General features: G+C 74.4%; 12 protein-coding genes. 11 read left to right on the top strand and 1 reads right to left on the bottom strand.

The features are described from left to right. Positions 1–133: 133 nt before the first annotated feature. The 7 genes from mihF to AB0B39_RS29010 all read left to right on the top strand — a co-directional run bounded on the left by mihF (position 134) and on the right by AB0B39_RS29010 (position 7,196). Complete coding sequence (gene mihF, locus AB0B39_RS29040) at positions 134–451, top strand: integration host factor, actinobacterial type (protein ID WP_007458370.1); 318 nt, start codon at positions 134–136, stop codon at positions 449–451. Between the two features lie 25 nt (positions 452–476). Continuing rightward, complete coding sequence (locus AB0B39_RS29035; RefSeq protein ID WP_357497714.1) at positions 477–1,010, top strand: guanylate kinase; 534 nt, start codon at positions 477–479, stop codon at positions 1,008–1,010. A 64-nt stretch (positions 1,011–1,074) separates the two neighbouring features. Continuing rightward, complete coding sequence (gene rpoZ / locus AB0B39_RS29030; protein ID WP_007075826.1) at positions 1,075–1,338, top strand: DNA-directed RNA polymerase subunit omega; 264 nt, start codon at positions 1,075–1,077, stop codon at positions 1,336–1,338. A gap of 14 nt (positions 1,339–1,352) precedes the next feature. Further along, positions 1,353–2,561 carry a bifunctional phosphopantothenoylcysteine decarboxylase/phosphopantothenate--cysteine ligase CoaBC gene (gene coaBC / locus AB0B39_RS29025; protein WP_357497716.1) on the top strand — a complete coding sequence of 403 codons (1,209 nt, stop codon included), beginning with the start codon at positions 1,353–1,355 and terminating at the stop codon, positions 2,559–2,561. A gap of 87 nt (positions 2,562–2,648) precedes the next feature. Beyond that, entirely contained in the window at positions 2,649–3,842 is a 1,194-nt protein-coding gene (gene metK, locus AB0B39_RS29020; RefSeq protein ID WP_234588148.1) for a methionine adenosyltransferase, read from the top strand. A 59-nt stretch (positions 3,843–3,901) separates the two neighbouring features. Next, a complete protein-coding gene (locus tag AB0B39_RS29015) occupies positions 3,902–5,977 on the top strand; it encodes a primosomal protein N' (protein WP_357575899.1) in 2,076 nt (691 codons plus the stop codon). Between the two features lie 235 nt (positions 5,978–6,212). Next, a complete protein-coding gene (locus tag AB0B39_RS29010) occupies positions 6,213–7,196 on the top strand; it encodes an AAA family ATPase (RefSeq protein WP_234589692.1) in 984 nt (327 codons plus the stop codon). Between the two features lie 79 nt (positions 7,197–7,275). On the opposite strand, the gene AB0B39_RS29005 is transcribed toward AB0B39_RS29010, so the two are convergent. Then, complete coding sequence (locus tag AB0B39_RS29005) at positions 7,276–8,556, bottom strand: hypothetical protein (protein WP_357575898.1); 1,281 nt, start codon at positions 8,554–8,556, stop codon at positions 7,276–7,278. Positions 8,557–8,803: 247 nt separating this feature from the next. Here AB0B39_RS29005 and AB0B39_RS29000 point away from each other — a divergent pair, with 247 nt between their 5' ends. The 4 genes from AB0B39_RS29000 to fmt all read left to right on the top strand — a co-directional run bounded on the left by AB0B39_RS29000 (position 8,804) and on the right by fmt (position 14,177). Further along, complete coding sequence (locus AB0B39_RS29000; RefSeq protein ID WP_357497723.1) at positions 8,804–11,287, top strand: tetratricopeptide repeat protein; 2,484 nt, start codon at positions 8,804–8,806, stop codon at positions 11,285–11,287. A gap of 83 nt (positions 11,288–11,370) precedes the next feature. Continuing rightward, positions 11,371–12,639 carry a cytochrome P450 gene (locus AB0B39_RS28995; protein ID WP_357575897.1) on the top strand — a complete coding sequence of 423 codons (1,269 nt, stop codon included), beginning with the start codon at positions 11,371–11,373 and terminating at the stop codon, positions 12,637–12,639. Between the two features lie 45 nt (positions 12,640–12,684). Continuing rightward, complete coding sequence (gene def / locus AB0B39_RS28990; RefSeq protein ID WP_266249922.1) at positions 12,685–13,245, top strand: peptide deformylase; 561 nt, start codon at positions 12,685–12,687, stop codon at positions 13,243–13,245. Positions 13,246–13,250: 5 nt separating this feature from the next. Then, positions 13,251–14,177 (top strand): methionyl-tRNA formyltransferase, encoded by a 927-nt coding sequence (fmt, locus tag AB0B39_RS28985; protein WP_357497727.1) that lies wholly within the window; start codon positions 13,251–13,253, stop codon positions 14,175–14,177. Positions 14,178–14,227: the final 50 nt, after the last annotated feature.

Below are 14,227 nucleotides of genomic sequence, written 5' to 3'. Positions count from 1 at the left end.
GTTGCCGAAAGCTCCGTTGACCGCTAGTTTTCCCCGCGCTGGGAACCACGGACCCCTTGGTTCACAGCGACACCACGTTTCACAGATGCGGCGGTGCGCCCCGCCCGCCGCGATAGGGACCTGAGGAGAACTGGTGCCGCTCCCGTCACTGACCCCCGAACAGCGCGCTGCCGCGCTCGAGAAGGCCGCGGAGATCCGCAAGGCCCGTGCCGAGCTGAAGGAGCAGCTCAAGCAGGGCAAGACCACCCTTGGTGCCGTCCTCGAGCGCGCCGAGAGCGACGACGTCGTGGGCAAGCTCAAGGTTTCGGCCGTCCTGCAGGCGATGCCGGGCATCGGCAAGATCCGGGCTACCCAGATCATGGAGAAGCTCAAGATCGCTGACAGCCGTCGCCTGCGTGGCCTCGGCGAGCAGCAGCGCAAGGCACTGCTTGGAGAGTTCGCCGCCAACTGAACCTGGCAGCGTGTAGAAACAAGCAGTGAGCACGGATGGCGAGACGCGCCCGGCGGCTCGGCTCACTGTCCTGGCTGGACCTTCGGGTTCCGGCAGGGAGAGTGTCGTCGAGCTCGTTCGGGCGCGTTTCCCGTCCGTGTGGATCCCGGTGCCGGCAACGACGAGGCCGCGCCGGGAGCCGGAGGTGGACGGTGAGCAGCGGGTCTTTCTCGCCCCGGCCGAGTTCGAGCGCCGGGTGGCCACCGGAGACCTGCTGGAGTGGTCCCGGATCGGCGCGTACCACCGGGGCACCCTCGACCCGCCGCTGCGCGCCCGGCTCGACGCCGGGCAGCCGGTCCTGCTCCCGCTCGACGTCCCCGGCGCCCGGCTGGTGCGGGCGCGAGTGCCCGCCGCGCGGCTGGTGCTGTTGATCCCACCCGGGCACCGACCCGACGCCGCCGTGGCCGCCGCCTTCGCGCACACCCTGACGCACGACCACACCGATCGGGTCGCCGACGAGCTGGTAGGCTTACTCGGTTCTTCTTATCCGGATCCGGCCTGGTCGCGTGTACGCGGCTGACGGCCGGCCGCCGTTGAGACTCAGCACCGCGTCCGCGCGGCTCGAAAGACGCAGAGGTTAATTCGTGGGATCCATCGCCAACCCCGAAGGCATCACCAACCCGCCGATCGACGAGCTCCTTGAGAAGACGACGTCGAAGTACGCGCTGGTCATCTTCGCCGCCAAGCGCGCGCGCCAGGTCAACGCCTACTACAGCCAGCTCGGTGAGGGCCTCCTGGAGTACGTCGGTCCGCTCGTCGAGACCACCCCGCAGGAGAAGCCCCTCTCCATCGCCATGCGCGAGATCAACGCGGGCCTGCTCACCGCCGAGCCGACCGACCAGCCGTAAGCCCGCACCCGTCGATGTCCGCCTCGATCGTCCTCGGGGTCGGCGGCGGCATCGCCGCCTACAAGGCGTGTGAGCTGCTGCGACTCTTCACCGAGTCGGGCCACCGGGTCCGGGTCGTGCCGACCGCGTCGGCGCTGAAGTTCGTCGGGGCGCCGACCTGGGCGGCGCTCTCCGGCCAACCGGTCGCCGACGACGTCTGGTCCGACGTGCACGAGGTGCCGCACGTCCGCCTCGGCAAGCAGGCCGACCTGGTGGTGGTCGCGCCGACCACCACCGACCTGCTCGCCAAGGCCGCCCACGGGCTCGCCGACGACCTGCTGACCAACACGCTGCTGACCGCCCGCTGCCCGGTGGTGCTGGCTCCGGCCATGCACACCGAGATGTGGGAGCATCCGGCCACCGTCGCCAACGTCGCCACGCTGCGGTCCCGGGGCGTGCGGGTCATCGAGCCGGCCGTCGGGCGGCTCACCGGCGCCGACACCGGCAAGGGCCGACTGCCCGACCCGGCGGAGATCTTCGCGGTCGCCCGCCAGGTCCTGGCTCGGGGCGGGTCCGCCCCCGCCGACCTGACCGGCCGCCGGCTGGTGGTCACCGCCGGCGGCACCCGCGAGCCGCTGGACCCGGTCCGCTTCCTCGGCAACCGCTCGTCCGGCAAGCAGGGCTACGCCTTCGCCCGGTCGGCTGTCGCCCGGGGCGCGCGGGTCACGCTCATCGCGGCCAACGTCTCCCTCGCCGACCCCGCCGGGGTCGACCTGGTCCGCGTCGGCACGACCGCCGAGCTGCGCGAGGCGACCCTGCAGGCCGCCGCCGAGGCCGACGCGGTCGTGATGGCGGCGGCTCCGGCCGATTTCCGACCGGCGACGTACGCGCCTGGCAAAATCAAGAAGTCGGACGACGGTGTCGCTCCCACCATCGAGCTCGTCACGAACCCGGACATCGCGGCGGAGCTCGGCCAGCGCAAGCGACCGGAGCAGGTGCTGGTGGTGTTCGCCGCCGAGACCGGCGACGCGGAGGCCAACGGCCGGGCGAAACTCGCCCGGAAGCGGGCCGACCTGATCGTGGTCAACGAGGTCGGTCCGGACCGGGTCTTCGGCGCCGACACCAACACGGTGACGGTCATCGGCGCGGATGGCTCGGTGAGCCGTCTGCCGGAGCAGGCCAAGGAGGCCGTGGCCGACACCGTGTGGGACCTCGTCGTGGCGCGGTTGGCCAACCGCTCCTGACGGGTGGAACAGCGCGCGACCGATCCCGACACCGGCCGCAGCGGTGACTAGACTGCCGCGGAACGACCTCACACGCTTAGGAGTGCCGTGACACGCCGCCTCTTCACGTCCGAATCGGTCACGGAAGGCCACCCGGACAAGATCGCCGACCAGATCAGCGACGGCATCCTCGATGCGCTGCTCGCCGAGGACCCGCACAGCCGGGTCGCGGTCGAGACCATGATCACCACCGGCCAGGTCCACATCGCCGGTGAGGTCACCACGAAGGCGTACGCCGACATCCCCACCATCGTCCGGCGCACCATCCTCGACATCGGCTACGACTCGTCGAAGAAGGGTTTCGACGGCGCGTCCTGCGGGGTCAGCGTCTCCATCGGCGCGCAGTCCGAGGACATCGCGCAGGGCGTGGACAACGCCTTCGAGCTGCGCACCGGTGCGTCGGAGAGCGCGCTGGACGCGCAGGGCGCCGGCGACCAGGGCATGATGTTCGGCTTCGCCTGCTCGGAGACCCCCGAGCTGATGCCGCTGCCCATCGCCCTCGCCCACCGGCTGGCCCGCCGGCTCGCCGCGGTCCGCAAGGACGGGACCATCCCGTACCTGCGCCCGGACGGCAAGACCCAGGTCACCATCGAGTACGAGGGGCTCCGCCCGGTCCGCCTGAACACCGTCGTGGTGTCCAGCCAGCACGCCGCGGACATCTCGCTGGAGTCGCTGCTCACCCCGGACGTGCGCGACTCCGTCATCGCGCCCGAGCTGGAGAGCCTCGGTCTGGACACCGAGGGCTACCGGCTGCTGGTCAACCCGACGGGCCGGTTCGAGATCGGCGGCCCGATGGGTGACGCCGGCCTGACCGGCCGCAAGATCATCGTCGACACCTACGGCGGGTACGCCCGGCACGGCGGCGGCGCGTTCTCCGGCAAGGACCCGTCCAAGGTGGACCGCTCGGCCGCGTACGCGATGCGCTGGGTGGCCAAGAACGTGGTCGCCGCCGGCCTGGCCGAGCGGTGCGAGGCGCAGGTCGCCTACGCCATCGGCAAGGCGCACCCGGTGAGCCTGTTCATCGAGACGTTCGGCACCGAGACCGTGCCGGTCGCCTCGATCGAGAAGGCCGTCTCCGAGGTGTTCGACCTGCGCCCGGCCGCGATCATCCGGGACCTCAACCTGCTCCGCCCGATCTACCAGCAGACCGCCGCGTACGGCCACTTCGGCCGGGAGCTGCCGGACCTGTCGTGGGAGAGCACCGACCGGGCCGCCGACCTCAAGTCGGCCGCGGGAGCCTGACCGCCACCAGGCGTAGCGACCGGCGACCCGCGGACGGGTCGCCGGTCGCGCGCGTCTGCGTGGACGTTCCGCTGGCGCACCTGGACCGGCCGTTCGACTACCTGGTGCCGGCCGACCTGGCCGACGTGGCGGTGCCCGGCACCCGGGTGAAGGTGCGCTTCGCGGGGCAGCTGGTCGACGGCTGGCTGCTGTCGCGGGCGGACGACTCCGGGCACACCGGCCGGCTCGCCTACCTGGAGAAGGTGGTCTCGCCCGAGCCGGTGTTGGCCCCGGAGATCACCCGGTTGGCCCGGGCGGTCGCCGACCGGTACGCGGGCAACCTGGCCGACGTGCTCCGGCTCGCCGTGCCGCCCCGGCACGCCCGGGTCGAGAAGGAGCCCCACGAGCAGCCGTCGCCGGCGGCCGAGTCCGGCGCTGCCGGCGACGCGGTCGGCCCCGTTGTGCCGGGAGAGCCCCCCGCCCCGCCGGGGACGACCTCCGCCCCGCCGGGGAAGGCCCCCTTCGTCCCGCCGGGGGAGGCCCCCGCCGTGCCGGCGACGGCCCCCGCCCTGCCGGCGACGGCCCCCGCCGTGCCGGGGGAGGCTGTCGACCCGCGCGGCTGGCGGGACTACCCGACCGGGCCGGCGCTGCTGCGGGCGCTCACCGACGGCCGGGCGCCCCGCGCGGTCTGGTCCGCGCTGCCCGGCGAGGACTGGGCCGCCCGCTACGCCGACGCGGTGGCCGCCACCGTCGCCGGTGGGCGCGGCGCCGTCGTCGTGGTCCCCGACGCCCGCGACCTCGACCGCCTCGACGCCGCCCTGACCGTCGTGCTGGGCCCGGGCCGGCACGTCAGCCTCTCCGCCGCCCTCGGGCCGGCCCGGCGCTACCGGGCGTTCCTCGCCGCCCGGCGCGGGCAGGTGCCGGTGGTCATCGGGACCCGGGCCGCGATGTTCGCCCCGGTGCCCCGGCTCGGACTCGTCGCCATCTGGGACGACGGTGACGACCTGCACTCCGAACCCCGGGCGCCCTATCCGCACGCCCGCGACGTGCTGCTCACCCGCGCGCAGCTCGGCGAGGCCGGCGCGCTGGTCGGCGGGTACGCCCGGACGGCCGAGGCGCAACTGCTGCTGGAGACCGGCTGGGCGCGGGAGGTGGTCGCCGACCGGGCGACGGTGCGGGCCCGGATACCGGCCATCGCGCCGACCGGTGACGACCCCCAGCTCGCCCGTGATCCCGGTGCGGCGACCGCTCGGCTGCCCAGCCTCGCGTGGACGGCCGCCCGTGACGCCCTGCGGGCGGGGTTGCCGGTGCTCGTGCAGGTGCCCCGGCGCGGCTACCTGCCCTCGATGTCCTGCGCCGACTGTCGTACCCCGGCCCGCTGCGCGCACTGCGCCGGGCCGCTCGCGCTGCCGTCGGCCGGCGGCACCCCCGCCTGCCGGTGGTGCGCCCGGGTCGCCGCGGCGTACGCCTGCCCGCAGTGCGGCGGTCGGCGGCTACGGGCCGCGGTGACCGGCGCCCGGCGTACCGCTGAGGAGCTGGGCCGGGCCTTTCCCGACGTGCCGGTGCGGACCTCGGGACGGGAGGAGGTGCTGACCGACGTGCCCGGCGGTGCGGCCCTGGTGGTCGCCACCCCCGGCGCCGAGCCGGTCGCCGAGGGCGGCTACGGCGCGGTCCTGCTGCTCGACTCGTGGGCCCTGCTGACCCGGGCCGACCTGCGGGCCGGCGAGGAGGCGCTGCGCCGGTGGCTGTCCGCAGCGGCCCTGGCCCGCCCGGCGCCGGCCGGCCGCGTGGTGGTGGTCGCCGACGGCGCGCTCGCCCCGGTGCAGGCGCTGCTGCGCTGGGACGCCGCCTGGTTCGCCGGCCGGGAGTTGGCCGAGCGCCGCGAGCTGGGTTTCCCGCCGGCGGTGCGGATGGCCAGCGTCACCGGCCCGGCCGAGGCGGTTGCCGACCTGCTCGCCGCGGCCCGGCTGCCCGGTGACGCCGAGGTTCTCGGGCCGGTGCCCGCTGACGAGGGGCGCGAGCGGATGCTGGTCCGGGTGCCCCGGGCGCGGGCCGCGGCGCTCGCCGAGGCCCTGCACTCGGCCGCCGGGGTGCGCACCGCCCGCAAGGCCGCCGACCCGGTTCGTCTCCAGGTCGATCCGCTGAGCCTGTTCTGACCGTTTTCCCCGGAGAGTGGGCCGCTCTCGCGGGCGGGCGGTACCCCGCCCGACGGGCGCCGCCCGCACACCGCGTCCGGCAAAGCGCTGGCGTCGAGGTGGTAGCATCGCCCGTCATGCTCGGGCGTACGACGGCCCCAGGTCACGGCACCGCCGAAGCGGGCGGGCCGGGAACGCGTCGGTCGGACGCGATGTCGATGATGTCAGGAAGCCGGTTATCAGGGGTGGACCAGTCGTGACCGTTCGACAATCGATCGTCTTCAACGGCGACCTCGGCAGCGGCAAGAGCACCGTGTCGGTGGAGATCGCCAAGCGGCTCGGGATGCGCCGGGTCAGCGTCGGTGACCTCTATCGGGAGATGGCGCAGCAGCGGCAGATGACAGCCCTGCAGCTCAATCTGCACGCCGAGCTGGACCAGGCCGTCGACGGTTACGTCGACCAGCTCCAGCGCGACATCGCCGCCTCCGGCGAGCATCTGATCATGGATTCGCGGCTGGCCTGGCACTTCTTCACCCACGCGCTCAAGGTGCACATGATCACTGAGCCGGGTGAGGCGGCCCGCCGGGTGCTGGCCCGCCCGTCCGGCCCGGCGGAGAGCTACGCCTCACTGGATGAGGCGAAGGCCAAGCTCCGTGAGCGCAGCGAGAGCGAACGCAGCCGGTTCATCGTCCGCTACGGGGTGGACAAGGCGCGGCTGCGCAACTACGACCTGATCTGCGACACGACCCGAGCCTCCGCCGCCGAGGTGGTCGAGCACATCATCGCCGCGTACGAGGGCACGCTCGGTGCCGACGTGCTGCGCGACGGCCCGCCGCTGCTGCTGCTCGACCCGGCGCGGGTCTACCCGACCGAGGACATCGCGACGCTGCGCGGGCTCTGGGACAGCGAGTTCGTCGGCGACGTGGCCGAGGCCGGCGACGAGTCCCTGGAACCGCTGAAGATCGGCTTCACCGGGGAGTACTTCTTCGTCGTCGACGGTCACCGTCGGCTCAGCGCCGCCATCCAGAACGGTTTCTCCCTGGTCCCCGCCCAGCTCGTCGCCGAGGTCGACGAGCCGGTGGTGGGTGGGATGAGCGCCGTGGACTACTTCGCCGCGCAGGTGCGCCCCGGCCTGGTCTACGACTGGGAGGCGGCCCACAAGATCCAGTTGCCGCTGCCCGAGCCGGCGCTGCTCGGCGGCGACGCCGTGCTCGCCGCGGACCGGGGCGTCGGCGCCTGAGCCCAGCGCGGAACCGGACCGGCGCGCGGGGTGCGCGCCGGCCCGGCCGTCGGGTCGACCGACGGAACGCCCCGAGGCGTCAGCCCAGGACCACGCCCGAGGCGCCGACGCCGGCCATGCCGGAGAAGATGTCCTCGTAGTAGAACCGCCAGGCGCACACCCGCCCGGTGGGGACGTAGCCGGTACACGCCGTCGAGGTGTTGGTGTCGTCGATGGCGGTGTTGGTGCCGGTCGCCCAGACCTGGAGGGTGTTCGCCGCATTCACGATCTCCACCGGGCCGCCGCTGTCACCCTGACCGACACCGTTGGTGTGGGTGGTGTTCTCGGCCTGCACCTGGCCGCAGACCGTGCCGAAGTTCCGCACGTTGATGCACAGGTTGCGGGCCTTCACCTGGATCGAGCACCGGGTGCCGGAGTACGCGCCCGAGCTGCACACCCAGTTGCCGACCTGGCTGGCCTGCGCGCCGATCACCTGGTTGCTGAACTCGCTGACCACCGCGCCGGCCGCGTCGGTGCTGTTGTTGAAGACCCGGCCGCCGGAGCTGCCCGCGATGAGCAGGGTGTCGCTGCTGACGTTGCGGCTGATGACGGTGCCGATGGTCTGCCCGGTCGGGTCGGCCGCCACCACGTTCAGGTTGGCGCAGTGCGCGGCGGAGAGCACCCGCGACACCCCGCCCGCAAAGACGCCGAAGCCGGTCGAGCAGCCGCCGCCGGTGGCGGTGTTGCGCCACGCGGCGCCACCCCACCAGGGCGGACTGTCGTCCCAGCGGGTGGCGGGAGCGGCGGCGACGCCGGTCTGCACGGTCACCGGAACGCCGGCGAGAGCCGTCGCGCCGAGCAGCCCGCTCTGCGTACCGACGAGCAGGCCGGCGCCGTCGGCGCGCGGCCCCACCGTGGTGATCCTGTCGCCGGCCGAGGCCCGCAGCCGGTCGGCCGCGACCATCAGCTCCCGCTGCGAGTACGCGGCGGGCAGCACCGTCGTCGCGACGGTGGCCCGGGCGTTGGCCACGAGGCGGGCCGGCGGCTCGCCCTTCCAGTAGACCTGGAGCTGGCGGGTGGTGGGATCGGCGATGATACCGGCGAAGCCGGAGTTCGCGCTGCGCTGCGCGGCGTTGGTGATCTGGGCGGCGGCGGTGTTCATCCGCTGCTGCAACTCCAGCAGCTCGGACCAGGAGGCGAAGCCGCCCGGCACCGCTGTGCTGTCGACGAACGATCCGGCGGTGGTGGCCTTGCCCTTCGGCGCGGCGGTGGCCGGTGCGCCGCTCACGCCCGCGACGAGCAGCGTGAGGCCGCACGCGGTGACGGCGATGCGACGCAGCATCGTCGTGGACCGTCGGGCGGTCGGGTGTGGACGGATCATCTGTACCCCTTCCCCAGGGTTTCGTGGCGCGGGCCGAACCCGCACCAGGGACGGTGGCACGAGACGTCGGTTCAGCACGGCGATCCTGGACGGGACTGGACACGGTCGGACACCGCCGGACGGGGGCAAAGGTCCGATGTGAACTGTCAGACATCGGCTGCCTCCTATCTAGCGGAGTGTGACCGCAACTAGCCTGCCCGTGTCGGCACCCGGGGCGGCCGGGTGACCGGTAGGGGGTGGGGGCCGCATGTCCGACCAACGGGTACCGTCCGGCGTTCGTCGAGCACCGCAGGGGCCGCCCGCGGCGTTCGACGTGGCCCGCGGCGGCGTCGAGGCGCAGACCCTGCCGGAGCTGGCCGGCCTGCTGCGCCAGCTGCGCCGCCGCGAAGCCCGGCAGCAGGGGGAGACGCAGCTGACGTACCGGCAGTTGGCGGCGAAGACCGGCTGGTCGCGCGGGATCATCGGGGAGTACTTCGCCGGCAACATCCTGCCTCCGCCGGAGCGGTTCGACGCGCTCATCCGGCTGCTCGGCGCGACCCCCGCCGAGCAGGGGGTGCTGGCCACGGCGCGGGACCGGATCGAGGAGCGACGTCGACGTGCGACCCGGGACCACGCCGCCACCGGCCGGGCGGGAGCCGGGGCCGTACGGGGCCGCAGCGGCGGGACGCGGGCCGCCCCGGCTCCGGCCCGCTTCCCGGTGCCCCGCCAACTGCCCCCGGCGCTGCCCGGATTCGTCGGACGTGCCGCCCAGCTCGCGCAGCTCGATCTCGCCTGTGCCGACCCGGACAGCGCCGGCGACGGCGGCCGGGCGCCGGCGACGGTGGTGACGCTGTCCGGCACGGCCGGGGTGGGCAAGACGACGCTTGCGGTGTACTGGGCGCACCGGGTCGCCGACCGGTTCCCGGACGGCCAGCTCTACGTCGACCTGCGCGGATTCGACTCCACCGGAACGGTGGTGACGGCCGTCGAGGCGGTACGGGGTTTCCTGGAGGCCCTGGAGGTGCCGCCCGAACGGATCCCCACCCACCTGCCCGCGCAGGTGGGTCTCTATCGCAGCCTGCTCGCCGGTCGCCGGATGCTGGTGCTGCTGGACAACGCCCGCGATGCCGACCAGGTCCGGCCGCTGCTGGTCGGCAGCCCGACCTGCCTGGTCCTGGTCACCAGTCGCAACCGGCTGGCCGGCCTGGTCGCCACCGAGGGCGCCCGGCCGGTCGGCGTCGACCTGCTCAGCGCCGCCGAGGCCTGGCAGCTGCTGGCCCGGCGACTCGGGGCCGAGCGGTTGGCGGTCGAGCCGCAGGCCGTGGACGAGATCATCGAGCGGTGCGCGCGGCTGCCGCTGGCCCTGGCGGTGCTCGCCGCGAGGAGTGCGGCGAATCCCGCGTTCCCCCTGGCCACCCTCGCCGCCGAGCTGCGCGGGGCGCCGCGTCCGCTGGACTCCTTCGACGGTGGCGACGCGGGCACCGACGTACAGGCCGTCCTCTCCTGGTCGTACCGGAGCCTCACGCCCGCGGCGGCCCGGCTGTTCCGGCTGTTCGGCTGCCACCCCGGCCCGGACATCGGGGTCGCCGCAGCGGCCAGCCTGGCGGGGCTGCCCCGGCAACAGGTGCCCCGACTGTTGACGGAGCTGGCCCACGCCCATCTCGTCAGCGAGCACGCTCCCGGCCGGTTCGGCGCGCACGACCTGCTCCGGGCGTACGCCGCCGAGCAGGCCGAGCGGCGTGAGCCGGCCGAGGCGCGGCGGGCCGCGATCCGGCGCGGGCTGGACCACTACCTGCACACCGCCCACGCGGCGGCGCTGCTGCTGCAGCCGGGTCGCGATCCGGTCACCCTGACGGCGGCCCCACCGGGCGTGGTGCCCGAGGAGATCACCGACCACGCTGAGGCGCTCGCCTGGTTCACCGTCGAGTACCCGGTGCTGCTGGCGGCCGTCGGGCACGCGAAACGCGCCGGGTTCGACGGCCACGCCTGGCAGCTCGCGTGGACGCTTGTGGACTTCCTGCAACGCCGGGGACGGTGGCCGGACCTGGCCGTCGCCCAACGGACCGCCCTGGCCGGGGCGCGGCAGGCGGGGGACCGACTCGGGCAGGCCAACGCCCACCGCGACCTCGCCCGGGTGCTGTCCCGGCTGGGCCGGGTCGACGAGGCGGCGAGCAACTACCGGCAGGCCCTGGCGCTCTTCGGGGCGCTGGGTGACCACACCGGGCAGGCGCGTACCCACCGGGCGTTCGGCGCGATGCTCGACGGCCTCGGCCGGTACGCCGAGGCGCTGGACCACGTGCGGCGGGCTCTCGCGCTGTACCGGGACGCCGGCCATCTGGCCGGGGAGGCCAGCGCCCGCAACGCGGTGGGTTGGGCGCACGCCCAGCTCGGCCAGTACCGCCCGGCGCTCACCCACTGCGAGCAGGCGTTGGCGCTGCTGCGCCGGACCGGCGACCGGCACGGTGAGGCGAACACCTGGGACAGCCTCGGCTTCATCCACGCGCGCCTGGGCGACCACCGGGAGGCGATCCGCTGCTACGGGCGGGCGCTGCGGCTGTACCGGCGGATCAGCGACCGCTACGACGAGGCGGACACCCTCTCCCGGCTGGGCGAGAGCCGGCACGCGGCGGGCGACCCGGCCGGCGCGGCGCGTACCTGGCGGCGTGCCCTGGGCATCCTCGACGACCTCGGTCACCCCGACGGCGAGCGGGTCCGCGCCCTGCTGAGCCGGGCGGCGGCCACCCCGGGCTGACGCGCGTGCCGGGCGGGGGGATGCCGGCTGCCGGCGGCACCGGGATGATGGAGCCTCCGACGCATCGACGGGGGAGGCCAGTCATGGATGCTGCCGAGGCGCTCACACTGCTCATGTCGCCGCAGGGACGCGTCGATCCGTACCCGACGTACGAGCGGCTGCGCTCGCACGGCCCGGTGGTGCAGGCGTTGCCCGGCATGTACGTGGTGACCGGCTACCCGGAGGTCGACGAGCTGCTGCGCGACCCCCGGCTCGGGGTGCTCGACGACGCGCTGCGGGACCAGGTCTGGCCGAACTGGCGACAGAGCCCGGCGATCACGTCGATCGCCCGGTCCATGCTGCGGACCAACCCGCCCGATCACAGCCGGATGCGCCGACTCGCCGCCGGCGCGTTCAGCCCGCGCCGGATCGCCGGGATGCGCGACGTGGTGCGCGCCCAGGCCGAGGAACTGCTCGACGCGATGATTGCCCGCGCCTCGGACGGCGAGCCGGTCGACCTGCTGGCCGACTTCGCGTACCCGCTGCCGGTCGGGGTGATCTGCGCGCTGCTCGGCGTACCGGCGGCCGACCGGCCGCTGTTCCGCCGCTGGGCCGGCGACCTGACCGGGGTGCTGGAGCCGGAGATCACCACCGAGGAGCTGGCCGTCGCCGACGCGGGCGCCGCCGAGCTGCGCGACTACTTCGTCGAGCTGATCGTCGCCCGACGCCGGGCACCGGCCGACGACCTGACCACCGCGCTGGTCCAGGTGCACGACGCCGACGGCGCCCGGCTCACCGGCGACGAACTGCTGGCCAACCTGGTCGTGCTGCTGGTCGCCGGCTTCGAGACCACCACCAACCTGCTCGGCAACGGCCTGGTCGTGCTGCTGCGCCACCCCGGGGCCGCCGACGCGCTGCGCGCCGACCCCGGGCTCGCCCCGGCGTACGTCGAGGAGCTGCTGCGCTACGACTCCCCGGTGCAGCTGACCACCCGGACGAGCACCGCGCCGGTGCGCTGCGGCGGGCTCGACCTGCCGGCCGGCAGCACGGCGCTGCTGCTGCTCGGCGCGGCCAACCGCGACCCGCGCCGGTTCCCCGAGCCGGGGCGCTTCGATCCGACCCGCGAGCAGGCGCATCCGCTGTCCTTCGGCGCCGGCCCGCACTACTGCCTCGGCGCCGGTCTGGCCCGGCAGGAGGCGCAGCTGGCGTTCCCGATGCTGCTGCGCCGCCTGCCCGAGCTGGCCCTGGCGGGGCCGCCCCGGCACCGGACCCGCCTGACCCTGCGCGGCTACGAGAGCCTGCCGGTGACGCTGGGCACACCGGCGGTGGCCGATCGAGGTACGCCGGCCGGGTCACTCGGAGGCACTCCGTAGACTGGTACGGCACCGCTCGCCCACCTGCCGAAGGAGCCGTCCCGCGTGACCGTCCAGCCCATCCGTCTTTTTGGGGATCCGGTGCTGCGCACGCCGGCCGATCCGGTGGTCGACTTCGACGTTGAGCTGCGAAGGCTCATCGCCGACCTCACCGACACGATGCGGGGGCAGAACGGCGCCGGCCTGGCCGCGCCGCAGCTCGGTGTCAGCCTGCGGGTGTTCGCCTTCGACGTCGACGACGTGCTCGGGCACCTGGTCAACCCGGTGCTGGAGTTCCCCGACGAGGAGGAGCAGGACGGCCCCGAGGGCTGCCTGTCCATCCCCGGGCTCTACTTCGACACCAAGCGCCGGCAGAACGTCATCGCCAAGGGCTTCAACGGCTACGGCGACCCGCTGCAGATCGTCGGCACCGGGCTGATGGCCCGCTGCGTGCAGCACGAGACCGACCACCTCGACGGTGTGCTCTTCCTCGACCGTCTCGACGCCGCCGGTCGCAAGGAGGCCATGAAGGCCATCCGCCAGGCCGAGTGGTACGACGCCGCCGCGCCGCCGGTGGTCAAGGTCAACCCGCACGCCGGCGGCAGCCCGTTCGGTCTGGGTCGGTGACCGGGATGCGTGTGATCTTCGCCGGTACGCCGGCGGTGGCCGTACCCGCCCTGGCCGCCGTCGCCGCCTCCCGGCACGAGCTGGTCGCCGTGGTCACCCGGCCCGACGCGCCCGCCGGGCGGGGCCGTGGCCTGTCCCGCTCCCCGGTCGGCGCGTGGGCCGACGAGCACGGCATCGAGGTGCTCACGCCGGCCCGCCCCCGCGACCCGGAGTTCCTCGACCGGCTGCGCGAGCTGTCCCCGGACTGCGTGCCGGTGGTCGCCTACGGCGCGCTGGTGCCGCCGGCGGCCCTGGAGATCCCCCGGTACGGCTGGATCAACCTGCACTTCTCGCTGCTGCCCGCCTGGCGGGGCGCCGCGCCCGTGCAGCACGCGGTGCTGCACGGCGACGAGCTGACCGGCGCCAGCGTCTTCCAACTGGAGCAGGGCCTGGACACCGGCCCCGTCTTCGGCACCCTCACCGACGAGATCCGCCCCGGCGACACCTCCGGCGACCTGCTGGAGCGGCTCGCCGACTCCGGCGCCGGGCTGCTGGTGGCGGTGCTCGACGCGATCGCCGACGGCACCGCGCGGGCCGAACCGCAGCCCGCCGACGGGGTGTCGCTGGCGCCGAAGCTGACCGTGGAGGACGCCCGGGTGCGCTGGAGTGACCCGGCCTTCGCCGTGGACCGGCGGATCCGCGCCTGCACGCCCGCCCCGGGCCCGTGGACGACCTTCCGGGACGAGCGGGTCAAGCTCGGCCCGGTCGCACCGGTGCCCGACGGCCCGGACCTCAAACCGGGGGAGCTGCTGGTGGAGAAGACCCGGGTGCTGGCCGGCACGGCCACCGTGCCGGTGCGCCTCGGTGAGGTCCGCGCCGCGGGCAAGCGCGCCATGGCGGCCACCGACTGGGCGCGCGGCGTCCGCGTCAGCGCCGGCGAGGGCCTCGCGTGACGGCCCCGGAGGGGACGCGTCCGTTCCGCGGCGGTTCGTCCGCCGGCCGC

Origin of the sequence: Micromonospora sp. NPDC049114 (genome assembly GCF_040648635.1) — a bacterium.
Lineage (GTDB): Bacteria > Actinomycetota > Actinomycetes > Mycobacteriales > Micromonosporaceae > Micromonospora.
Note: the sequence above shows the minus strand (reverse complement) of the source record. Positions and strands in the feature narration are given on the sequence as shown.